Source organism: Calothrix sp. CBUCES-K 9914 (assembly GCF_059640475.1).
Genome location: NZ_JBXXZH010000007.1, coordinates 31,698 through 54,456, shown reverse-complemented (window position 1 = coordinate 54,456; position 22,759 = coordinate 31,698). Strand labels below are relative to the sequence as shown.

The 22,759-nt window shown below is 39.7% G+C and carries 21 protein-coding genes and 1 pseudogene; 10 read left to right on the top strand and 12 right to left on the bottom strand.

Annotation, left to right across the window (positions count from 1 at the left end; genetic code table 11):
* The 3 genes and pseudogenes from AC2JBO_RS02815 (at window position 1) to AC2JBO_RS02805 (ending at window position 4,234) form a co-directional block, all read left to right on the top strand.
* Window positions 1–240, top strand: coding sequence for a hypothetical protein (locus tag AC2JBO_RS02815; RefSeq protein WP_496952135.1), 240 nt, complete (start codon window positions 1–3; stop codon window positions 238–240).
* A pseudogene (locus AC2JBO_RS02810) lies at window positions 237–680 on the top strand (HNH endonuclease). Before AC2JBO_RS02815 ends, AC2JBO_RS02810 begins: the two are co-directional and overlap by 4 nt.
* Before the next feature lie 323 nt (window positions 681–1,003).
* Window positions 1,004–4,234, top strand: coding sequence for a CHAT domain-containing protein (locus AC2JBO_RS02805; RefSeq protein ID WP_496952095.1), 3,231 nt, complete (start codon window positions 1,004–1,006; stop codon window positions 4,232–4,234).
* 53 nt (window positions 4,235–4,287) lie between these two features.
* On the opposite strand, the gene AC2JBO_RS02800 is transcribed toward AC2JBO_RS02805, so the two are convergent.
* Window positions 4,288–5,115 carry an ATP-grasp domain-containing protein gene (locus AC2JBO_RS02800; RefSeq protein WP_496952094.1) on the bottom strand — a complete coding sequence of 276 codons (828 nt, stop codon included), beginning with the start codon at window positions 5,113–5,115 and terminating at the stop codon, window positions 4,288–4,290.
* A 97-nt stretch (window positions 5,116–5,212) separates the two neighbouring features.
* Complete coding sequence (locus AC2JBO_RS02795; RefSeq protein WP_496952093.1) at window positions 5,213–5,806, bottom strand: Uma2 family endonuclease; 594 nt, start codon at window positions 5,804–5,806, stop codon at window positions 5,213–5,215.
* A 355-nt stretch (window positions 5,807–6,161) separates the two neighbouring features.
* Here AC2JBO_RS02795 and AC2JBO_RS02790 point away from each other — a divergent pair, with 355 nt between their 5' ends.
* On the top strand, window positions 6,162–6,701 hold the full coding sequence (locus tag AC2JBO_RS02790; RefSeq protein ID WP_496952092.1) for a tetratricopeptide repeat protein: 540 nt from the start codon (window positions 6,162–6,164) through the stop codon (window positions 6,699–6,701).
* 45 nt (window positions 6,702–6,746) lie between these two features.
* Here the strand turns inward: AC2JBO_RS02790 and AC2JBO_RS02785 are convergent, their stop codons facing one another.
* Window positions 6,747–9,392: a choice-of-anchor D domain-containing protein gene (locus tag AC2JBO_RS02785; protein ID WP_496952091.1), complete on the bottom strand. Its 2,646-nt coding sequence runs from the start codon at window positions 9,390–9,392 to the stop codon at window positions 6,747–6,749.
* Between the two features lie 507 nt (window positions 9,393–9,899).
* On the opposite strand from AC2JBO_RS02785, the gene lpdA reads away from it, so the two are divergent.
* The 4 genes from lpdA (at window position 9,900) to AC2JBO_RS02765 (ending at window position 12,724) form a co-directional block, all read left to right on the top strand.
* Window positions 9,900–11,327, top strand: coding sequence for a dihydrolipoyl dehydrogenase (lpdA, locus tag AC2JBO_RS02780; protein ID WP_496952090.1), 1,428 nt, complete (start codon window positions 9,900–9,902; stop codon window positions 11,325–11,327).
* 37 nt (window positions 11,328–11,364) lie between these two features.
* Window positions 11,365–11,490 carry a hypothetical protein gene (locus tag AC2JBO_RS02775; protein WP_496952089.1) on the top strand — a complete coding sequence of 42 codons (126 nt, stop codon included), beginning with the start codon at window positions 11,365–11,367 and terminating at the stop codon, window positions 11,488–11,490.
* The gene (gene trpC, locus AC2JBO_RS02770) at window positions 11,472–12,383 is read left to right on the top strand and encodes an indole-3-glycerol phosphate synthase TrpC (RefSeq protein WP_496952088.1); all 912 of its coding nucleotides are present in this window, start codon (window positions 11,472–11,474) and stop codon (window positions 12,381–12,383) included. Before AC2JBO_RS02775 ends, trpC begins: the two co-directional genes overlap by 19 nt.
* A 92-nt stretch (window positions 12,384–12,475) precedes the next feature.
* Entirely contained in the window at window positions 12,476–12,724 is a 249-nt protein-coding gene (locus AC2JBO_RS02765) for a DUF5340 domain-containing protein (RefSeq protein WP_496952087.1), read from the top strand.
* Window positions 12,725–13,151: 427 nt separating this feature from the next.
* Here the strand turns inward: AC2JBO_RS02765 and AC2JBO_RS02760 are convergent, their stop codons facing one another.
* The 6 genes from AC2JBO_RS02760 to petM all read right to left on the bottom strand — a co-directional run bounded on the left by AC2JBO_RS02760 (window position 13,152) and on the right by petM (window position 18,053).
* Entirely contained in the window at window positions 13,152–13,382 is a 231-nt protein-coding gene (locus tag AC2JBO_RS02760) for a DUF2949 domain-containing protein (protein WP_496952086.1), read from the bottom strand.
* Window positions 13,383–13,960: 578 nt separating this feature from the next.
* Window positions 13,961–14,509, bottom strand: a complete 549-nt coding sequence (locus tag AC2JBO_RS02755; protein ID WP_496952085.1) for a DUF192 domain-containing protein — start codon at window positions 14,507–14,509, stop codon at window positions 13,961–13,963.
* Window positions 14,510–14,654: 145 nt separating this feature from the next.
* On the bottom strand, window positions 14,655–15,341 hold the full coding sequence (nblR, locus tag AC2JBO_RS02750) for a response regulator transcription factor NblR (RefSeq protein WP_496952084.1): 687 nt from the start codon (window positions 15,339–15,341) through the stop codon (window positions 14,655–14,657).
* 310 nt (window positions 15,342–15,651) lie between these two features.
* On the bottom strand, window positions 15,652–16,569 hold the full coding sequence (locus tag AC2JBO_RS02745; protein WP_496952083.1) for an NAD(+) kinase: 918 nt from the start codon (window positions 16,567–16,569) through the stop codon (window positions 15,652–15,654).
* A gap of 123 nt (window positions 16,570–16,692) precedes the next feature.
* Window positions 16,693–17,688: an SDR family oxidoreductase gene (locus AC2JBO_RS02740; RefSeq protein ID WP_496952082.1), complete on the bottom strand. Its 996-nt coding sequence runs from the start codon at window positions 17,686–17,688 to the stop codon at window positions 16,693–16,695.
* 260 nt (window positions 17,689–17,948) lie between these two features.
* The gene (petM, locus tag AC2JBO_RS02735) at window positions 17,949–18,053 is read right to left on the bottom strand and encodes a cytochrome b6-f complex subunit PetM (protein ID WP_096689594.1); all 105 of its coding nucleotides are present in this window, start codon (window positions 18,051–18,053) and stop codon (window positions 17,949–17,951) included.
* Between the two features lie 200 nt (window positions 18,054–18,253).
* Here petM and AC2JBO_RS02730 point away from each other — a divergent pair, with 200 nt between their 5' ends.
* Window positions 18,254–18,790: a hypothetical protein gene (locus AC2JBO_RS02730; RefSeq protein WP_496952134.1), complete on the top strand. Its 537-nt coding sequence runs from the start codon at window positions 18,254–18,256 to the stop codon at window positions 18,788–18,790.
* Between the two features lie 27 nt (window positions 18,791–18,817).
* Here the strand turns inward: AC2JBO_RS02730 and AC2JBO_RS02725 are convergent, their stop codons facing one another.
* Both AC2JBO_RS02725 and AC2JBO_RS02720 read right to left on the bottom strand, forming a co-directional pair.
* The gene (locus tag AC2JBO_RS02725) at window positions 18,818–20,005 is read right to left on the bottom strand and encodes an extracellular solute-binding protein (RefSeq protein WP_496952081.1); all 1,188 of its coding nucleotides are present in this window, start codon (window positions 20,003–20,005) and stop codon (window positions 18,818–18,820) included.
* Between the two features lie 105 nt (window positions 20,006–20,110).
* Window positions 20,111–20,395 carry a DUF2470 domain-containing protein gene (locus AC2JBO_RS02720; protein WP_496952080.1) on the bottom strand — a complete coding sequence of 95 codons (285 nt, stop codon included), beginning with the start codon at window positions 20,393–20,395 and terminating at the stop codon, window positions 20,111–20,113.
* 368 nt (window positions 20,396–20,763) lie between these two features.
* Between AC2JBO_RS02720 and AC2JBO_RS02715 the strand changes: the two genes are divergently transcribed.
* Window positions 20,764–21,525, top strand: a complete 762-nt coding sequence (locus AC2JBO_RS02715) for a metallophosphoesterase family protein (protein WP_496952079.1) — start codon at window positions 20,764–20,766, stop codon at window positions 21,523–21,525.
* A 72-nt stretch (window positions 21,526–21,597) separates the two neighbouring features.
* On the opposite strand, the gene AC2JBO_RS02710 is transcribed toward AC2JBO_RS02715, so the two are convergent.
* Window positions 21,598–22,464 carry a M48 family metallopeptidase gene (locus AC2JBO_RS02710; protein WP_496952078.1) on the bottom strand — a complete coding sequence of 289 codons (867 nt, stop codon included), beginning with the start codon at window positions 22,462–22,464 and terminating at the stop codon, window positions 21,598–21,600.
* Window positions 22,465–22,759 lie beyond the last annotated feature (295 nt).

Here is a 22,759-nt window from a genome sequence, read left to right as displayed (position 1 = left end):
ATGATTGCTCAAATAATGGTTCAACCTTCATCATGGGTAGAATCTGGAATCCAAATCAGTAAAGTCAGAAATTTACATTTGTTTAAATTTACCTCAGAATTACAATCTCGACTCGAAGAACTTTCTGAAAGTAAAAAAGCTGGGATGCTGACAGAAGAACAAGAAGCCGAATTAGCAGGAATATTGGAACTAGACAGAATTTTTACCTTGCTCAACGCTAGAATTATTGCCGAGTCATGACGATTAATGACGCAACTAGAAAATTAGTCAGAGAAAGGGCAAATTATCTTTGTGAATACTGCCATTCGTTAGAAGAAGCAAGCGCGGCTCTTTTTGCAATTGACCATATTGTTCCTCAGTCTCTTCCTGGTTCATCAGACTAACCCGATAATTTAGCCTTGGCATGTCAACGTTGTAATGGGTATCGCTATAACTTTACAACTGGCATTGACCCTGAAACCAAGAATAAAATTGCGCTTTTCAATCCTCGTCAGGAAAATTGGTCAGATCATTTTATTTGGTCAGCAGACGGTTTAACAATTATCGGCACTACTCCAGTAGGACGAGCTACTTGCAATCGCTTAGACCTTAACGATGAACGGCACAATGAAGGTTCTATTGTAAAAGCACGTCGGCTTTGGATTAAAGGTGGTTGGCATCCACCTCTAGAAGATCCATGACAAGAAGGCGCCTAAATCAATCTAAACATAGAAAAATTACTGTCTCTATATCAAAGTATATTTACTTACAGGTTTCCAAAATTGAAACTATATATAATGTAATTTTAAATACCCTCATTCTCCCTATATGATTACAGTAATATCTGTAAAGATAACTAGATAAAGCACAAATAGCAGGATTTTAACTGCATCATTCCGTTTGCTTAAGCCTTGGTTTGCAGGTTTCGGTCGTTTTCTGCTGCTTAATTGCATAAGTACTCAGGCGCCAGAAATAAGTGTAATTGCGGTGTGAAATAATTACTGTGGGGAGAGCCTAATCAGTTATGAGTAAAGAAAAAAAGCAATATTGGAACATGCGAGTTTTTACTCATCGTACCTTTGCTGTATTTGTCAGCGCGCTGTTACTGTCTGATGTGGGGATAGCTGCTGGACGCTACGAGGTGAAAATCGCGCAGCAGCAACCCCAATCACAGGAGGCAACCCGCGCGGCAGCAGAACAATCATTTAATGAGGGAATTAAACTATATAAGGAAGGAACAGCGGAATCTTTACGCTCCAGCATTGGGAAATTTGAAGAAGCGCTGAAACTGTACCGACAAATAGAGAAGAAAGATGGAGAAGCCGTTGCCCTATTTATTATCGGGCGTGTTTACGACGATTTAACAGAAACACTGAAGGCACTTGAATACTACAACCAAGCTTTACTCTTATTTCGTATAGTTGGCGATAAAGTGGGGGAAGCTAGTACTGTAAATAATATTGGTTTAGTATACAACGTTTTAGGAGAAAACAAGAAAGCACTTGAATACTACAACCAAGCTCTACCTTTATTTCGTGCAGTGGGTAACAGAGGTGGAGAAGCGAAAGTTCTAAATAATATTGCTTTACTCTACAACACTTTAGGAAAAAACCAGAAGGCACTTGAATACTATAACCAAGCATTACCTTTATTTCGTGCCGTTAACAACAGGCGTGAAGAAGGGAATACCCTAAATAATATTGGTCAAGTCTATTCAGATTTGGGAGAACAGCAGCAAGCACTAGCATACTTTAACCAAGCCTTACCTTTACTTCGTGTAGTCGGCGACAAGGTTGTGGAAGCTGCTATCCTTAGTAATATTGGTTTAGTGTACTCAAAATTAGGAAAAAACCAGAAAGCACTCGAATACTACAACCAAGCATTTCTTTTACGTCGTGCAGTTGGTGACAGGCTTGGAGAAGCCGCTACCTTAATTAATACTGGTGGAGTATACGATAATTCAGGAGAAAAGCAGAAAGCTCTCGAATACTACAACCAAGCATTATCTTTAAATCGTGCGGTGGGAAACAAGAGTGGACAAGCTGTTACTCTGACTAGTATTGGTTCAGTGTACTCAGATTTAGGAGAAAAGCAGAAAGCTCTCGAATACTATAACCAAGCATTATCTTTAAACCGTGTCGTGGGAGATAGGTTTGGAGAAGCCACTACCCTTAATAATATTGGTATTGTATACTCAGATTTAAGAGAAAACCATAAAGCTCTCTCATATTTTAACCAAGCTTTGCCTTTACGTCGTGCGGTGGGAAACAGGGTTGGAGAAGCCACTACCCTAAATAACATTGGTATTGTCTACTCAGATTTAGGAGAAAAGCAAAAAGCACTATCATACTATAATCAAGCTTTGCCTTTACATCGTGCAGTCAGCAACACGGGTGGTGAAGCTGTTACCCTAAATAATATTTGTATTATTTACTCAGACTTGGGAGAAAAGCAGAAAGCACTATTATACTGCAACCAAGCCTTACCTTTATTTCGTGCAATCGGCGATAGGAGTAATGAAGCTAATACCCTAAGAAATCTAGCCATATTTGAGCGAAAACAAGGTAACTTACAAGCATCCCTGAAACAAGTCGAAACCGCCATCCAAATTATTGAAGATTTACGTAAAACATATACAAACAAAGACCTGCAAAGCACCTATTTTGCCTCAGTGCAGGATTATTACCAGTTTAAAATCGACCTGTTGATGCAACTCCATAAAAAAGACCCATCAAAAGGATATGATGCCGTCGCATTAAATACAAGTGAGCGAGCGCGCGCTAGAGGACTTGTAGAACTATTAGCTGAAGCAGGAGCAAATATTCGCAAGGGTGTTGACCCCAAACTACTTGCGACTGAGCAGCTTTTACTCGATAAAATCAACGCTATTCAAAAACAAATCCAAGAACAACCAGCAACCAATAATGAAACTAGAATCGAAAGGCTCAAGAAAGAAAGCGAAAATCTCCTTACTCAATACCGCGAACTGCAAACTAAAATCCTTACCACCAGTCCAGAATATGCCGCAATTCAGTATCCAGAACCTTTAGAGTTAAAGCAAATTCAGCAACAACTCGATAAAGACACTGTATTACTGCAATATTCCTTGGGTAAAGACCGTAGTTATGTTTGGGCAGTCACACCCAATTCTCTCCAAGCTTACGAACTCCCTGGAGAAAAACAAATCGAAGACGCTGCAAACAACTTCCGAGATGTCATGCTTTCCGGCGCCACTCCTTTCGGCAAAAATAATCCTGATGCAATAAATAAGCCTGCTTCTCAACTTACTCAAATTATTTTCGCACCCCTCGCTAATAAATTAGAGAAAAAGCGGTTACTAATTGTCGCTGATGGAGTTCTGCAAAACATACCCTTTGCCGCATTAGCTGACCCATCTATCAACACGCAAAACCCATCCGTTACATCCGTTACATCCGTTGCCTACCAGCCCCTTCTAGTCAACCACGAAATCGTCAATCTGCCCTCTATTACAGCTATAGCTACCCACCGAAAACTAAACAAACGCCAACTTGCACCCAAAACCCTTGCAGTACTTGCCGACCCAGTATTTGGCGCCAACGATGAGCGAGTCACTGGTAAACCGGATTCTTTGGGTAAAGAACTTATCTTAGATTCTAGCTTGCGACGCACGATGAAAAATCTCAAGCGTAACGGATTATCGCGTTTACCAGGTACACGCAAGGAAGCCGAAGCGATTCTCAAACTTGTACCACCGTCCCAAAGTCTACATGTATATGACTTCGATGCCAACTACAACTTCGCAACCAACCCAGAACTAAAACAATATCGCTTCTTGCTATTCGCTACCCACGGTATTGTTGATACTATCAACCCTGAATTCTCAGGAATTGCCCTTACGCAAATCGATAAACAAGGTAAGGCAGTTGAAAAAGGTTATTTACGCTTAGGTGATATTTTCAACTTAGATTTAGGCGCCGAGTTAGTAGTTTTGAGTGCGTGCGAAACGGGTTTGGGTAAAAATGTCAAAGGTGAAGGGTTAATGGGGTTGACAAGAGGATTAATGTATGCTGGTTCCAAGCGGGCTGTTGTGTCTTTATGGCAAGTTGATGATAATGGCACATCGCAATTAATGCCGTTATTTTATAAAACAGTATTAGCTGGTAAATCTCCAACGGTCGCTTTGCGAGAAGCACAACTAAAGCTTTGGCAACAAAAAGAATGGCAAAATCCTTATTATTGGGCGCCTTTCACATTACAAGGCGAGTGGAGATAAGAAGAATGTATAAGTGAATATAAAGAAAGAAGAAAGATTCTCTGTTAACTTAATTATTTGCGATACTTCCAAGTTCTACCCCAAGGAGGAATACCAATCTTTTTCCAAAAAGCCTTTGCTAGTCTCTCATTAATTTCATCATATAATTTTTCATTTTCGACATCACGGTCTACATAATTATATATCCCATCTGTGCCAACTTCCAAGGCATACCATTTTCCTTGTTTATCTTTTAAAAGGTCAACGGCGCCGAAACTATCATATAAACCCGTTGATATCAAAGCCATTTTGGCTACTTCTTGTGCTTCTCTTTCAGGACTTTTGTCATATACATATGCTGCACCGTTTGCATGGGATACCCAAGGAGATTTTATATTTTTATCTTTGAATCTCCTAGCATTAAAACCAAATATTTCACCGTCTACACAGTATAATCTATATACTTCAGGTATTTCTGATTCAACAAACTCTTGGATAAGAAATGGCTTTTCCCAATTCTTAGGTATTTGGCTTACATCATTAAGAAATCGATGGTTTATTCCGCCACATCCTGTTGGATATTTTAGTATCCACTGGATTTGAGGGTATTCTGATAGAATTAATTCAATATCTTTTTCATTATGAGCAATGAAAGTTTTAGGTCGGTTAACATTATAAGCATTAAATCTTTCTTCAATTGCTCTCTTATCGGATGCTATTTTTATTGACTGGATAGGGATAAAACTATTTATATCATTAGCTTGTTCTTTTTCAAGAGCTAAGATATAACTTATATCTCCAAAATTATCTGTTACATCTACCCATAATGATTCTGAAAGTATATTAGCTAACTTTTCAAATGCCCATTTACCGCCTCCCTGATTTACTATTGTGGGTATCATGTTTTTAGATCACCTCTTATTTAAAGTTTTTTATCTGTTGGGTTTTCCTACGGAACACTACGTGAACGCAAAGCCTCCACCCAACCTACGGATGCTTTTATTTCTTCATATCAGAATCATCAACTTTAGCTAATACCACATCTTCGTAAATATCAGCTATTTTGCACCGAAAATTAACACTTGTAAGCTCGATTTCTTCGCCTTCTGCAAAAGAATATAGTTCCCAACGCCCTTTTTCATTACGACGGAAGATATCAATATTCATTGTGTCTTGAGAAACCAGCACATATTCTTGTAAAGAAGGAGAATGACGGTAATCTTTAAATTTTGTACCTCTATCTTTTGCCTCAGTACCATCTGATAATACTTCAATAATTAAGCAACAATAAGATTTAGAGTATTCAGAGTCCGTGTCTCGCGCGTTACAAGTTACCATTACATCTGGGTAGTAGTAACAGTTTCTTGTATGTATTTGCACCTTCATACGTGACATATATACCCGACAATTGCTACCCCGTAGATGATTACGCAGTAGCATAGACAAGTTTCCCATAATGGTGACATGGGCATCGCTTGCTCCATCCATTGCGTAAACTTTACCATCTACATACTCGTGCTTTATTTCCCTAATCTTCTCGTCTTCCAAATATTCTTCTGGAGAAATATAGCCTTGGCGCCTGTTTGTAGCCATAATGCAATGGTACTAATGAAAACTTCCAGCTTTTATTTTAAAACCATTTTAGTAGGTTATATCTCAATAATTCTTTCTTTGTGTCCTTTGTGCCTACCCTGCGGGAAATCCTGCGGATTATGTGGTTCATTTCTCTTCCCTCTGTGGTAAAGAGAAATACATTACTGCACAGGCGAGACGCCTATGCTACAACTGCCAAAATTACTAGCGAAGTGGCATAAGTGAAGCTCAAACAAGGCGAGAATAAAACTATGATAGGGAAAAACCCGTAAATCAATTGCGTGTTATGAAGCTTAAGAGCCTTATTATATCAGCACTTGTACCTTTTTACTGTGTGATTCCTAGTATTATAAGTGTGATTACACCATCACAGGTACTTGCCCAATTCTCAGAACGTGAAAAAGCTGAGAGGACAGAACTTGTTCAAAAAGCTAATTCCCAGTTAGGTCAACGTGACTTTACTGGCGCCGAAGTTTCTTCACGGGAGTTGGTGAAAAAATTTCCCAAGGATGCTTTTGCTCATTTTTTCCTTGGCAATGTGTTACTTCAACAGGATAAATTAGAAGACGCGCTGGCTTCGTTTCAACAGGCTATTAAACTTAATCAGCGCTATGCCCTCGCTTATAATGGTAGCGGACTAGCATATGCGAATCAAGAACGATGGGATGATGCCTTGGCACAATTTCGTAAAGCGTTGGAGATTAATCCCCAATATGCTGATGCGCTGATGTATATGGGGCAAGTACAACTTCAACTCAATAAGCGTGATGAAGGAGTCGCTTCGCTGAATAAAGCTTTGAGTATATTCAAATCACAAAATCGTAATGACCGAGTTAACCGTATTGAGGGTTTGTTGAGAAAAATTAAACAGTCTGATGACCCTAGTGTGTCTTGATATTCTATGCACAGGCAGGGATGCCTGTGCTACAAGAAGGGGATTTTAATTTGTTTGGTTAGGCGCCATTTCTGGTGTAGGGATGGTTTCGGGAGTTGTAATGATATTTGGCAAAACTTCGGGTGACTCGGTAGATGTAGGAGTGGGTTGTTCGGTTTTTACTGCTTCGGGTTGTTGAGTTGGTGGTTTGGGAGATTTAACTGGTAATGGTGCGGTAGTAGTAGGAAATATAGGAGGTTTGGTGACTACGCGCGGTGTTGGGATGGATATGAGTTTTGGTTTGGAAAGCGGTAAAGGTGATTGAATTTCTCGATACGGTGCCTTTGGTATATCTTCTGTTGGTTGTTGGGGTAAAATTGCTATACCTTTTATGGCTATTTCCTGTAATGTTTTGCCTCCGTTGTCGGTAACTGGTAATCTGGCAAGGTGTTCACCGATTTCTACTGGTGTAAACACAATCGAAATATCGCAGCTTTGGTTAGGTGGTATGACGCTGGCACAGCTTGTGTTACTAATTTCAAAATCTGCTTGATTACCAGTTCTTTCAATTTCGGCTATTCGCATCGACATTGAACTATCGTTTGTAATTGTGATAGTTTTGCTTTTACTTTCAGTATTGATTCGCTGTTTGCCAAAATTTAGATTGTGCTTGCTGATGGAAAGCGCTGAGACGTTTTGAAGTTTCTCTGGTTGGTTATCGGCGCCACTTGGTGCAGGTGATGTAATTAAATGTGATACAACATACCAAGCTAGTAATCCAGCTAAGGCTGTACACAATAGTGGAATTAAGGCAACAGCTAAAAATTGTAATTTGGTGCTGGTTGAAGTGCGGCTAACTCGATATTGTGTGATTTCTGTTTGTGGTTCAGATGGGGGAATTTTGATCAGGTTAATATTAGTACGTGTAGCTGCAACCGCCTTTTCTAAACCGAGTGAAGAACGAATTTGCAGTGCTTTTGTTAAGTATTCGCGCGCTTCTACGGATGTATCTTCAAAACACAATGCCATGCTACCTAACTGATGCAGCATCCAAGCTTCGTTCTGTTTATCGTTCAAAGCAATAGCAGCTCCAAGACCGTATTCTAACACCCGGCGCCCCAATCCCCAGCGCTTACTCATAACTAAATTTTTTTCAACCGCTTTTACTAAACGCAAAATACTTTCCCAACGTTCAGTTGTCTTCGCCCATGCGAGAATTGGTATTAAAGCATTAGAAAGGCTACTCTCCTGATTTGACCAAATCATAAATTCGGATAGCGCGCGTTCATAAAACGAAGTTAAATTTAACTCTTGATGTAAAGCTGACACGATAACTTCATTAAGAGAGTATCGGTCAAATTCAGTATCAACTAAGTTCCAATTTAACAAACCTTTTAGTACTTCTGATGTGTCACTAACTTCGCTTAAAGCTTCGATTTGCACTTCTGATAACCCAATCCCATTAACTGTTGCTAACACTGCTAAAATTTTTCGGTGTGGTAGCGGTAGCGCTTCTAGAATTTGCTGAACTAACTGTTGAACTAGCTGTTGGCTGGTTATTGCAGTTTGTAACTTTAATACTAACTTACTCAACGTACATATATTATTGTTGATGCAATTTACAGCAAGCTGCATCATATACGGATGTCCAGAAAGTTTTCCAGCCAGTGCTTCAACTGTTATTTGCTCTTCCTCACTAATTAAGTGATTTAATTTTTGCGTTATAAAAGCTACTGACTCGCGCGTTGATAAACCTAATAGTTGTTCTGATAATTGTCCAGGGGCGCCTTCAAACAGCTTTTGTCTTGATGATGCTATGATAAAGCAGCTATCGGGAAGTATCGATTGCAACTGCTTAATATCTTCTGATGATAGTTGTGTGTCATCTATAAACACCAAAAGCTTTTTCTCGTGGAGACACCGAAGAATTTCTGAATGCGTTGGCTTGTATGTGGTGTTGCAAAAGCAGAAAATATCAAATAGGTGTTGCAGTAAGTCTTGTAAATTATCTTTAGCAGTCAGCCAAACTGCCCCGTCGGGAAAAACTCCATTTTTTTTGTTAATGTACTTTGGGGTAAAGTTGAGTAGATGTCGCATTAATGCTGACGAACCAAACCCACAGGAACCATAAAACTCGATATTTTGCTTTGCTTCAATTGATGCAAGCGCAGTTTTGATCTGCGGTAAGCGTCCAATTAAATTGGGAAAAGGATGAGGTAGTACTAAAACTGGTTGCGAACGGGGTTGAAGGTGCGGTTGTTTCCCTGGACTAATAACTATACCGCATGTCGAATCTACTTGCAGCAAGTACTGACCCACATTTAGCCTACTAACTGTTTGTTGAATTGGCAATTCTTGAGCAGAAACGGAATTTTGCGAATCTAAACCGTGTAAATTTAACCCAGTTGGACTAACAAGTGAGCTAAGTGGAATTTCTTGTTGCCAGACAGGAAGGTTTTGACCCCATTGTGCAGCATAAATTTTTGCACTTTGAAGCGATTTTATACCTAGCTGAAATATCCGTTTACCAATACACCTAACTAGAGTTCGCCTTTCGGGAATTTCTGCTGAAGCTAAAGCTACATACAAACAACTATCTTTCAATCCAACTTTTGCTTTGATTCCATTCGGTTCGAGCAGTTCATTTATCAAAGCTTCTATTGCATTGACATCACCTTGCTTGGCAAGTTCTTCTACATGCTGCTGACTCATTGTTGGATTTGCAGTAATAAATTTAAACTTTTCTTTTCAGACACCCTGATAAATAACTCTTCTTGTGGTTAAATATTTTATAACATCGATATCTACTTACTCCCCTTTACTAGGACAGTTTACACGGTGCCTACAAAATTTGCATCATTGGCAAAAGTATGCATCAAGGTATTTAACACATGCTTTTAAATCTATTTTTGGTAGAATAAGTCTTTATGCTTATTATTAATTATACAATTAATAGAGAAATGTTACAGTAAAAGTACTTATGTGATTTTCAAATACATGAGTATTTATAAGGTGATAGGCATATTTTGATGCAGAGAATCAGAGTAATTTATGCTACGATTTATCAGTTACGAGCATCAATTTATTTCTCTGGTTGGTAGTTAAAGTCATAAATTTGGTTGATTAACACCCTAAAATTGAGAGCTAGTGGCAGTTGTAAAATAAACTGATTGCTTGTTCAGTTAAGAAAACATAGGGCTTTCACGCGGGGAAATTAACGTGAGTGACGGATTTGATTATGATTTAGTGATTATCGGCGCCGGGGTAGGTGGACATGGTGCAGCTCTCCACGCCGTTAGTTGCGGTTTAAGAACCGCGATAATTGAAGCTGCTGATATGGGTGGAACCTGCGTTAACCGTGGCTGTATTCCTTCAAAAGCACTTTTGGCAGCATCGGGAAAAGTACGCGAGTTGCGTAATGCCCACCATCTAAAATCTTTGGGCATTCAAATCAGCAACGTCCAGTTTGAGAGAGAGGCGATCGCAAACCATGCAAATAACCTCGTTGCTAAAATTCAGGGAGACTTAACCAACAGTCTGAAACGACTTGGAGTAGATATTATCCGAGGTTGGGGTAAACTAGCAGGAACTCAAAAGGTCAGCGTTAATACAGATAGGGGCGAAAAAACTTTTACTGCAAAAGATATTATTCTCTCTCCTGGCTCAATTCCTTTCGTGCCTCCAGGGATTGAAGTTGATGGCAAAACAGTATTCACTAGTGACCAGGGCGTTAAGTTAGAAACACTACCTGAATGGGTGGCAATTATTGGTAGCGGTTACATCGGGCTAGAGTTTTCTGATGTGTACTCGGCACTTGGCTGCGAAATTACGATGATAGAAGCGCTTGACCAATTAATGCCGGGATTTGATAGGGATATTGCCAAGCTTGCCGAACGAGTACTAATAACTCCTCGTGATATTGAAACTCATGTTGGGATATACGCCAAGCGCGTTATTCCTGGTTCACCAGTTGTTATTGAATTAGCCAACTTTAAAACCAAAGAAGATGTTGATGTTATAGAAGTTGATGCTTGTTTGGTAGCTACAGGAAGAATTCCCGCAACTCAAAACCTAGGCTTGGAGTCAGTAGGCGCCGAATTAGACCGTCGTAACTATATCCCAGTCAATGATAGTATGGCTGTTTTAAGTAGCGGCGAAGTAGTACCACATTTATGGGCAATAGGTGATGCCACAGGTAAAATGATGCTAGCGCACGCCGCTTCAGCCCAAGGTATTATCGCAGTTGAAAACATTTGTGGTCGAGGCAGAGAAGTTGACTACAACAGTATTCCAGCAGCAGCATTTACCCATCCAGAGATTAGCTACGTTGGTAAAACAGAAACTGCAGCGCGCGACATGGGTAAGGAATTAGGCTTTGAAATAGGAGTCGCCAAAAGTTATTACAAAGGTAATTCTAAAGCTTTAGCGGAAGGTGAAGCCGATGGTATGGCAAAAGTAATATATCGTAAAGACACTGGTGAAGTTTTAGGCGTACATATATTTGGATTACACGCATCTGATTTAATTCATGAAGCGTCAGCGGCCATTGCCAACCGTCAAAGTGTACATACTTTAGCGCATTTAGTACATGCACATCCGACACTCTCTGAAGTATTGGATGAAGCTTATAAACGCGCGGTTGCTTAGAGAGTGCTGAGTAGAAAGTGCTGAGTGCTGAGTAAATTTGAAAGTTAGCACACTCAACACTCAACACTCAGCACTCAACACTCAGCACTCAACACTCAACACTCAGCACTCAGCACTCAACACTCAGCACTCAACACTATTTCTATGCAAATTCGTCGTATAAATCCAAACCCAGCGGTCAAAGTATCTATTTTGCAGTATCAAAGTGCTTTGCCGGATAGTACACCGAATAATATTTTGGAGGAAATAGTTTGGCACAAGGAGACCGAAGTGGAAATGCTTCGCGAAAAAGTGCCTTTACGCGAGTTGCAAAAACAAGCGCTCACTATACCTCCAACGCGCGATTTTGTTGCTGCACTCCGCAATGGCAAAACTAAACCCGCTTTAATTGCTGAAGTTAAGAAAGCTTCTCCGAGTAAGGGAGTGATACGAGAAGATTTTGACCCTGTGGAAATAGCTCTGTCGTATCAACGTGCAGGCGCCTCTTGTTTATCAGTACTTACAGACCAAAAGTTCTTTAGTGGCAGCTTTGAGAACTTACAAATGGTTCGAGATGCCGTAGAATTACCGTTGCTGTGCAAAGAATTTATTATATACCCTTATCAAATGTACTTGGCGCGAGTCAAAGGCGCCGATGCAGTTTTACTAATTGCGGCGATTTTAACAGACCAAGATTTGCAATACTTTCTCAAAATCGCTTCTTCTCTTAAAATGACTGCTTTGATCGAAGTTCACACTTTAGAAGAACTTGACCGTGTACTGGAACTGGATGGAGTTTCTTTGATTGGAATCAATAACCGTAATTTAGAAAATTTTTCTGTAGATTTGCAAACTACATGCCAGTTACTTTCAGCAAGAGGTGAAGAGTTAAACAAACGTAACATCTTAGTAGTTAGCGAATCTGGACTTCATACCCCTGATGACCTAGATGTTGTCACCTCCGCTGGCGCCTCTTCAGTTCTTATAGGTGAATCTCTAGTTAAATACCCTGAACCCGAAACTGCAATTCAAAATCTCTTCGCTAAATCTTCATCGCGTTCCAAACCTGGACTTTAACCAAAAACTTGTTCTCTGTGTAACAATTCCAAATAGTAACCCACTCGTTTTCTGACTTAATACCTTATATTCAATATCGCAAATTAAAATTCATGGATCAAATCCCTCTGCCTTCACCTGTTCACTACGAGTTGCTGTTGCAACTGCTAGAACGGCAAACAATGTCAGCAGTCAATCAAAACCCGGCACTGCGGCAGCAGGTTAACCAGCTTATTATTACTCTTCGCAAAGCTGCTGTGCAACAAAAGCATTTAGAAGAAATTTGCCAGTTTTCCGCTGTGGAGGTAGACCACCGTTGGTCAATTAATCATGTCAACACAGCAAAAGTAAGCGAATTTTGAATAAGTAGTATGTGAAAGGGAACTATTAATAATACGAACAATAAGAGTCAAAAGCACTTTTTGTGGATTGCAAAATTTTGATTAAAGTCTTGTCTTAACTAAAACTAGCCAACCTAAATAAAAATACAAATTAACAAGCGGGTCGAACTACCAACCCGCTCTCTGTATTTTCTATACAACCCGTATAGTAAATTGTAAGTTTGATTATTTACACAACCTACACTATTTGTTAGGACTATTATTAGAACTTGCCACAGTAGCCGCTTGCATAACATAAGTATTAATTCTCCTGAACTGAATAAATTCATTCATTAATCATTCTTAATACTCTCGGTGTCTAGATATCTTGGATTTTAGTCATTTTATTACAGCATTGGTATTTGCTATATACACGACAATAATTACCAATCTATACCTGGTATGGTGTTTATGCTGATGTTTCTAGCCAATCGTAGATTCGCTCTAGCTGTTCAAGAGTGATTAGCCCATATTGCCAGAGAATCATTGGCAGTGGTCCAGGGTCTTGTTGAACGCGACGAAGCGCAACAGCTATTGATGCCGATGAAATCGCTAAGTCTTCTTGTAAAAAATTAATTAGTCCGGAATATGTCGATGGTGACATTTTTACCTCACCTGCCTGTGTAGTGTGTATTGTCATATATCAGCTTGTAATTATTAATCGCCTAGTTGCCAGTATTTAATCTGTCACCATGCACAATTATTTATACATTGTTCTTTATTCAACATCTTGCTTCAACCAAATTCAGCAAAAAGCCTTTTAGTTAAAAGTAATAACTAAGTACGCTAATATTACGCCTATCAACCTTTAACCAAAGATAAAATAGTCGCTCTCTGTAGTATGAGTTGGTTGAAACGTGACCAAAATGACCTGTAAGGCAACTCAGTCAGTAATGAACGCAGTATCAAAGATTTAATTTGATAATATTCCCTCATAGAACGCTTTATGCTCTAGCACCTAAAGGAATATATTTTGATACTCAAAGATTGGGCTTTCACCCTAACCTACCAATGTCAATCTGGAATTGACTAGCAGTATACCAAATCTTAGCGCTTAAATATACTTTTTTACAAGAATATTACAACTGTTCCCAAGAAGTATTTCATAATAAGCTTACCCAGACAGATTTTCAAGCTATCTAAGCTACTAAAGCTTACCCGCAATTCTGCTAGTGTTATGGCAGTATTTTTAACAAGCGCTTTCTTCAGTGTACTTTCTTAACGACCAGTAGATTCGCGAGTGTTGCGTGTAAGAGACTGTATTTTAATTCGGTCTTTGACCTTAAGACCTAATTCCGCAGCTCTACCTGCACGTAATTCGATCACTTTGTCAATTAGCTTGTTGGGTCCATAGGTTGGGCAAGATTCTGTGACGCAAGGAGGAGCAGAAGCAGTTATATACTCAACAATGCCTTTGTGAATGAAAACCATATCCAGTTTCACTGGTACATTTTTCATCCAGAAGCTAACTGGTTGAGGTGAACTAAATTCAAACAGCATACCACGGTTATCAGGTAATGCTGGTCGGTACATCAACCCCATTTGTTGCTGCTCTTGTGTTTTTGCAACCTCTAATTCGATTTTGGCGCCGTTCGGCAGGACTGCCACAGCGGATATAGGTAATTGCTGACCTTTGTTCGTGTTTTGTGTTACTTGTTCCTTAACAGGGGCTGGCGCCGCAACTGGAGTTTTTGCAGTTGTAGACGTGGAACAGCTACACAGCCAAATACTTAAAACAATGGGTAGTAAATGTAATAAACGTAACATTTGATTGAATTCAGGATTTTAGATATTCGATTTTACATCTTTGTTGGCGTAAAATGTTGATCGAAGTATAAATTTTTTATAGGAATTATGAACTTGGCGCCCCGCAAACACCTGCAAGCCTTAATTCCCTGTGCCAATACTTAGTTCAGGTATCCCTTAACACATAACCAACACCGCGTACAGTTTGAATTAAGCGCTTTTGACCTTCATCCTCAATTTTGAGACGTAGATAGCGAATGTAAACTTCAATCACGTTTGATTCACCCATGAAATCGTAACCCCAGACGTTTTCGAGAATTTGCTCGCGCGTCAAAACTTCGCGCGGATGCTCCATCAAAAACTTCAAAAGCTCAAATTCCTTCATCGTCAAGTCGATAGTCCGTCCGCTCGTGATCGCACGACGAGTCGCAATATCAAGCACCAAGTCACCAAAACGCAACTGCTCAGTAGTATCTATATCAGGTTTTAGATACAAACGAATCAAATTTAAAAAATCTTCAGAGCGATAAGGTTTTAAAAAATAATCATCTGCTCCGGCTTCGAGACATGCAACACGGTCATCGACTGTATCACGTGCCATCAGTATCAACACGGGTGAGCGCGTTCCGGAACCTCGAATACTTTTACACAGCGACAGTCCTGATTCACCAGAAAGCATTCGGTCAACTACGATTAAAGCTGGTTCACGTTCGCGACTATATCGCAACCCGCATCCCGCATCAGGTGCGACAACAGGTTCATAACCAGCTTCCTTTAAATCAAAGGAAAGCTGGTTTGCCAAGCTTTCATCGCTTTCAATCACTAAAACACAAGGATTGTTAGCAAGCGTCATATTTTACAAAACCAGAGACAGCATTCGTTACTTTCCAAAACACCAATGACGGCGCCTGATAGGTAAATTAAGAATTAAGATAGTACTTTTTTGCAAAAGCTACAAACTACCAAAATCTTGTACCTCCTGATTGACTCAATAAAGGTACATACAATAACTACGAGTGCTATTAATAAATATTACTAATTATATATATAACGTGCGTATGGTGGGTATTGCCCACCATACAGTACTACGGTAAATTTAATATCTTAATTTAAGTTGTAAACTACCTACACGTTTGCTGTAGGAAAGTGTAGGTAGTTGACAATCAAGGTAACTCAACCGAAGTCGGTTTAGCGATGTGAGGCAGTCCCCAACCTAGCTTTTCTCGTAAAATCCTGAAAAACTCAGGTTTTTGCAAGCGAACAAACTTCGCAGGGTATTGCGAGCGCTCTAAATAAACTCTGTCCTCCGGTAAAACATAAAAACCAGCATTCCCGTCAACAACCATGACTAAACGTGGTGTGTTTACTGGGTAAATATTTACAGGTTCATGATTTGGGAACACCAATGCTCTTGATGCAAGCGAATGCGGACAAATTGGTACTAGCTGTAGTACAGGAACTCCAGGTATAATTACTGGACCCCCAGCGCTTAAAGAATATGCTGTGGAACCTGTTGGGGTAGATACAATTACCCCGTCGGCAGCAATATCAACCGGAGCATGGCGCCCAACAACAATTTCAAAATGACACATCGAAGTAAGTGGTTCTCGATGTAGCACCATTTCGTTGAGACAAAGCGCTTCCCAAAACACATTTTCTTTTCGGAAGACTTTGACTGTGAGCATTGTTCGTTCTTCAATTTCGTAATCACCTGCAAGTAAGCTATCTATAGCTTGAGGTAATTTATTCAAATAGGTTTCTGTTAAAAACCCCATGTGACCAGTATTAACAGCCAACACCGGAATACCACAGGGGGCAACTTGACGCGAAGCAGCCAATACAGTCCCATCTCCCCCCAAAACGACTACAAACTTCATGTCCGAGTCAAAACCTGGAGGTGTAAGACCTTCGATTGGCGTATGACAAACAGGACTATCGGGAGTGGAGTAGCCCAATATACCGCCTACACCAGTCGTAAGCAAAACTTCCCAACCAGCAGCGGTCAGTTTGTCCTTAACCTCGACAGCGATACGTTCCGCTATCGGCTTGATGTCGTTGTAAATAATGCCAGCTTTCGGCACACTCAAATATCCAAACTTTTCACCAGATGCTTTATATTATGTTAATCATTGCACATTTTGCACGGAAATTTCTCTCTAAGATTCCCGAATTCGTAAAAGTTGTCGGGAATCTTAGAGGTGTAACTATTGACTATTTGCCTTGTTAAAGGGTGTTCTTTTCGGTTGCTGCTTTTTATTTTTAGATTTATTTTTTTCGTAGTCGAGTTCTTTAAGTTTTTTCATAATTCGGTTGAAGTACTCTTGGAAATAACTTTCCAGCGTTGTTGTTTCGCTTTCAGAAAACCCAAATACCTTGTAAACTTCATCCATTGGAGCATTTAGAGGCTTACCACTTGCCAGTACTTCAGTAAATGCCAAACGGTCGGACACATTCCATCCCCATTGGAAGAAGCGTAAGCTGCCACGTACTACACGCAAAAGATTTATAGGCATTCTGGTAATACGCGCGGTTTTACCAGAAAGACGCTCACATACATCAATTATTTCTTCTGCACTCCACGCGCGGGTTCCAACTACAGGAAAGGTTCTCTTCTCAGTTTCTTTGATCTGTAAAGCTCGGACTGCGAATTTTGCAATGTCTTGCGTATCCATATAAGCTACTGGTGAGGAAACTCCTGTTACCCAAACAGGCTGTCCTTCTAAAATTGGTATCCCATACTGACCAATTAAACCTTGCATAAAACCAGCAAGTTGCAAGACTGTATAATTTAAACCCGACTCAGCTAAATATAATTCTGTACATCGCTTAATTTCCATAAGCGGTACATCTGGGTAACTATCAGCGTTTAAAATCGAAAACGTTACAAAGCGTTCGACACCAGCTTTAGAAGCAGCTTGGATTAATCCAACTTTACCATCCCAGTCTACTTGTTTAATTCTGAGAGAATCAGTTGGACGAGCGGTTGCGGCATCAATGATAGCAGTCACACCTTCTAGGGCACGTTCCACAGTGTCAGGGTAACACAAGTCTCCCCCTACTAGTTCTGCTCCCCACTCTTTAAGAAATGCTGCTCTTTTTGCACTTCTTACTAGACAGCGCACCTTATACCCCTCATCGATAGCACGACGAGCCACTTGTCTTCCCAAGGTGCCTGTGGCACCGACGATTAGTAATGTCATGAGGGTTTGTTACGAAACTTAAAGCTTTATTAATAGAATCTTATCAGAATCTAAGCGCTTTAACATTAGATGGCAACTTTTTTAACTTTATGAGTGCTGAGGTAGGGTGCGTGACGCTACCAAAATTTTGAAACGAAAAGCAAGTCTAATAGCGTCACGCACCGGAGCTAGCGTAACATCACTCATAATTCGCTGGTGCGTGAAGGCTATAAAATGCTAGCTTCGTTTCAAAATTGTTATAGCCTTCACGCACCCTACTCTTATTCTTCTTCTGCTCCTTGGATCTTTAGCAGTGCTTGACCAAGACCCCAACCTAAGAAAATTAGGCTAAAGGGTAATATCGCTGCCGCAAATAGTTCGCCCATTTGTTAATACTCCTTTACACAATTTTTAGTTCAATTTTAAGTCTACCAGAGGCGCCGTTTTGGTTGGGCAGTGGTAGAGACTTAAGTCACTACTTAGTACTTTTTTATACAAGCCAAATTTTGTGTTGCTCTTAATAACTCTTAGGGAACTAATAATTTATGATTGGTGACTAGTTAGAAAAGAACTCTGAATAATGGCAATGAATAAATGTAATGTGGCATTTTCTAAGGTATCTATAGCTACTTTTTTATGTGTTGTATTAACTAGTCTTTTGAATTATTCACAACAACCTGCTCGCGCGCAAGTACAAGCTTTCATAAAAGCTTCAGATTCACCTTTGGATTTAGAGATGTTGAAAAATCCTAGAGGTGTAACTACAGCTACGACTTTTAATCAAGACAAATTGACTATTCCTAGTTTGTGGTGGGCAAAGGAGAATTCGGAGAGTAAATTACTTGATAATTGGATTGCTTATCCGGCAACTAATCAAGAATCCGCGCGCGTTGATTTAATTGTCAATCAACAAATTTGGAGTTTGTTAGATTATCTTGAACGTTACCAGTTTATAAATCGTTTAGGTAGCACTGTGCGTAATAATGGCTACAATGTTCGAGTTTTTAATTACCAGCAAGAACTTCTCGGTACTTATACTTGTAACTTTCAGACGGCTCCCACAAGTTGTAGAATTAATATGAATGCCCAAAATCGATTTCGTATGCGTCCTTCACAAGTTTAATCCGAACAACTTTAATCAGAAAACTAACTAAATAGATATTTTTATTCTCTCAAATAAATCAGTATATTCTTTTTCAATATCGAGGGGTAAAGGATGTATAAATTCACTTTTATTTAGAATTTCTGGGCTAATGACTAATAGGTCACGCAGTTGTTCTGGGACTTGCGATACATCAATTTTTACATTAGTAATTGGTGAATAACCTTTGGTTAATGCAGCAATTTCTTTAGTAATATTTTCTTTGAGTAGAAAATTAATCCATTGCTGTAAAAGCTCTTGCTGGCTTTGGCGCCCAGTTGGACTAACCCATATATCTGCTGATTGTGCAGTTCCAGATTGGGGAATAATTGCCGCAAGAGATGGATAGCGAAGGATAGTTGGTAATATATCTTGTGACCAACCAACTGCTACTAATGTGTCACCAAGTAATAAAGGTTCGATATATTTGGTCGAACCGTAAAATTTAACTTGTTTATTTAATTTTTTTAATTCGCCTTCTAACTCTGGAACTGAAGCTAAATTTTGTGTATTATAAGATTGGTTTAATCTTTTTAAAACTAATCCAATTACTTCGCGCGGATGGTCGAGCAAAGAAATACGGTCGCTTAATTCTTCACGCCACAAATCATTCCAATCTCGCAGTGGCGCCCACTTGTTTTTATCAAATTTATCGCGACGATAAACAATAATAGTATTCCCCCAACGATAAGGGGCGCCCCAAATTTTTGTACTCTTTGGGTCTATGAGTCCTTGTTCGTTGCGTGTTACTAGTGCTTGATATTGCTTGGGCAAAGTTGACCATTGTTCAACTTTACTTACATCTATTGGTTGAATTAATTTTTTTTCAATTGCGTCTCGAAGCCAAAAATCTCCTAACGTCAACAAATCAGTCGATACTTTATTATCTGATTTTCCAAAAGGCAAGAGGCGACTAATCCACTCAAACGGATTATTATTTTCTTGACTAGGTTTCGATTTTTGTCTCTCTAATTGCCAAGTCTCTAATTTCTTAAAGGTGTCTTGAATTTGCTCGACAAGCGCAATATTTAGCTCTGTATCGGGTTTTAAAGTACGACGAAATTGATCGACTACCTGAGTCGGTAGCGAATCTTTCAACAACTCAATCTTTAACTTAACCTTTTTATCCCCTGAACATCCTAGCAGCAACTGCGAGGAGATAGCACAAGTACCAATTAGAAAAGAACGCCTGTCCATCGATTTTAGATTTTAGATTTGTCTTCGACAATGAATAGATTTTAGATTTTATTGGGGGAATTAAGAGTTTGATCTACTGCCTCCCCCCGCTTTTATCATGCCAAACTAACTTGATACCTCCACGCGCGCTTCCTTAACCATCGCAATTAAAGTATGGTGAGCATCTTCGGAATCTTTCAAAACGTGGTCAAAACTTATACGAACTGATACGCTTTCACCGTTGACTTGTGCTATTATATCCATTCCCCGCTCGTCAATTGCTTGCATTTGAGCAGCTTGCGCTTCTTTCAAGCCACCAAACACTTGAGCATAAATAAGCACAGCGCTGCTATGGTCTTCGTTCATGTGTTGACATATACGAGAACTGACTTCTACAGAAAACTCCGTCATTTCCTAAAACTCCCACGCATTCAATACTTTTGCATTTTATTCGTATTTTGATGGCTACCTGCATATGCCTGAATCAAATTCAAGATACTTGTATATTAAATCACTATTACTTATGTAACAAAGTATAGTTTTAAATTATACTTGAGATGATTTACGCGCTTATAGTTGAATCATACTAGAAATGACTACGACATCCAGGTTATAATCCTTTGGATATAAAATGCTGGAGTTACGGTTGAGTAAAATGAAAGAAGGCAGTAATTTTTACTGTTTTTTCCTGAAAATCACTCAATTAGACTGTAGCCAAGATATTAGTTAGATAGATAAAACAACTCTTAATATTTTTTGTTGCGTAAAAATAAAAACTGATGAGCGCCGAAAGCCACCGTAGAATTGTGATTGGGGATGTTCACGGTCACTACAAAGGACTGATGACGCTGATGGACGCTATTGCACCAACTTCGTCTGATTCAATTTACTTTCTTGGAGATTTGATTGACCGAGGTCCTCAAAGTTCCAAGGTAGTATCTTTTGTGATGGAAAATCAATATCACTGCTTGTTGGGAAATCACGAGCAAATGTTGATAAATATTCTCACACAAGGGCGTAATCCGGCGCCAACGGTACAAGCGTGGTTATATAGTGGTGGACAAGCTACGGTAGCTTCTTACCAACAAGGTATTGTTCCCTACGACCATGTGGAATGGTTCATGAGCTTGCCTACATACTTAGACTTAGGTGATATTATGCTTGTTCATGCTGGTGTAGACCCTTCGCTGCCCTTTGAGGAACAAACCGCTGAACAGCTATGTTGGGTACGCGATGAATTTCATGGCATCCAAAAGCCTTATTTTCCTGACAAGCTAATGATTATTGGTCATACTATAACTTTTACTATGCCCGGTGTCGCTCCAGGTGAATTAGCTCATGGTCAAGGTTGGCTTGATATTGATACTGGCGCCTATCATCCTCGCAGCGGTTGGCTAACAGGTTTAGATATTACCAACAATGTTGTATATCAAGTGAATGTACTCAAAAATTTGACGCGCGTTTTGCCTTTAGAAAAAATCGTCGCGTATGTCAACCCCAACGATATCAAATTTGCTCCCCCATCAAAACGACGAGCTTAATCGTAATAAGGACTTCAGTCATTATAAATTCCCAATTTCTTAAAGAAATCGGGAACCTAATAAAATTATGCATTACCTTAAAGAACGAATATTGGCTCGATACGCAGCGCTATCTAGTCCAGCGTTGCCATTAGAGGGTTGAGCAGCTATCGCACGTCTAAGCGAAACAACACGGTCAGCAGCAGCGGGGTGCGTACTTAGAAAAGCAGGAGTCGAGCCTTTTGAGCTTTTTTGTAGTTTTTGCATAAACGAAACCATTGCTGACTGAGCATAACCAGCACGGCTTAAAGTTCTTAAACCTCGTTTGTCAGCATCAAATTCATCTTGACGACTACGAGGAAGGTTCAAGGCAAGATTAACACCTAAGCCAACAATTTGGTTACGGTCAACACCTGCTGCGGTTGCGATACCGCTAGCAACAGCCTGTTGGCGCATTTGGCTCAAAAGATGTTTACCACCGATATGTCCAATTTCGTGACCAATTACACTTGCTAATTCAGCTTCATTGTCTGCGGCTTTTATTAAGCCCTTATGAACATAAACAAAACCTCCTGTTGTCGCAAAGGCGTTAATGCTATCTTCGTCAACGACTTGGAAGGTATATTTAAGGTTTGGACGGTCAGTATAGGGAACTAAACGCTGACCAATTTCTTGGATGTAACGATTAATTTCTGGATTATTGTAAAGTCTTACTTCACCGCCCAGAATTTGTTGATTCATCTGTTGGCCAAGCTCATACTCTTGTCCTGATGATACATTAGATAGCTGAAGTACCTGCACTCCCCGAATTAAAAGTGGAAACCAGTCTATCGCTCGACTAGGGAGCGCTGTTCCTAAAAAGAGTGATAACGCGACTGCTATAGAGATTAACGGGTATATCAGGCGCCGTTTGGAAAAGATGTTTTGATTTAAATTCCAAGAATTGTGCTGCCAATTCATCTAAAATTACCTCGATAACCTTCCGGGCTTACATGGGTTTTGATAGAACGTAAGGGTATGTGACGGTTTAAAAGTGCGATAAGTTGCATAATTTCATTTATATTCTACTCATCAATGTGCGTGTAAATACTATATATGAGAGTATTATATGATGCTTGACTAAACATTGCTTCTGCGGTTTAACATACGAAGAAATTATGCGTTTTTTTTAACATGACTACCTAAAATCACAAGTTGTGATACACTGTCGCATGACTCATGACTTATAACTTAATAGAACTGAATATTATTGTAT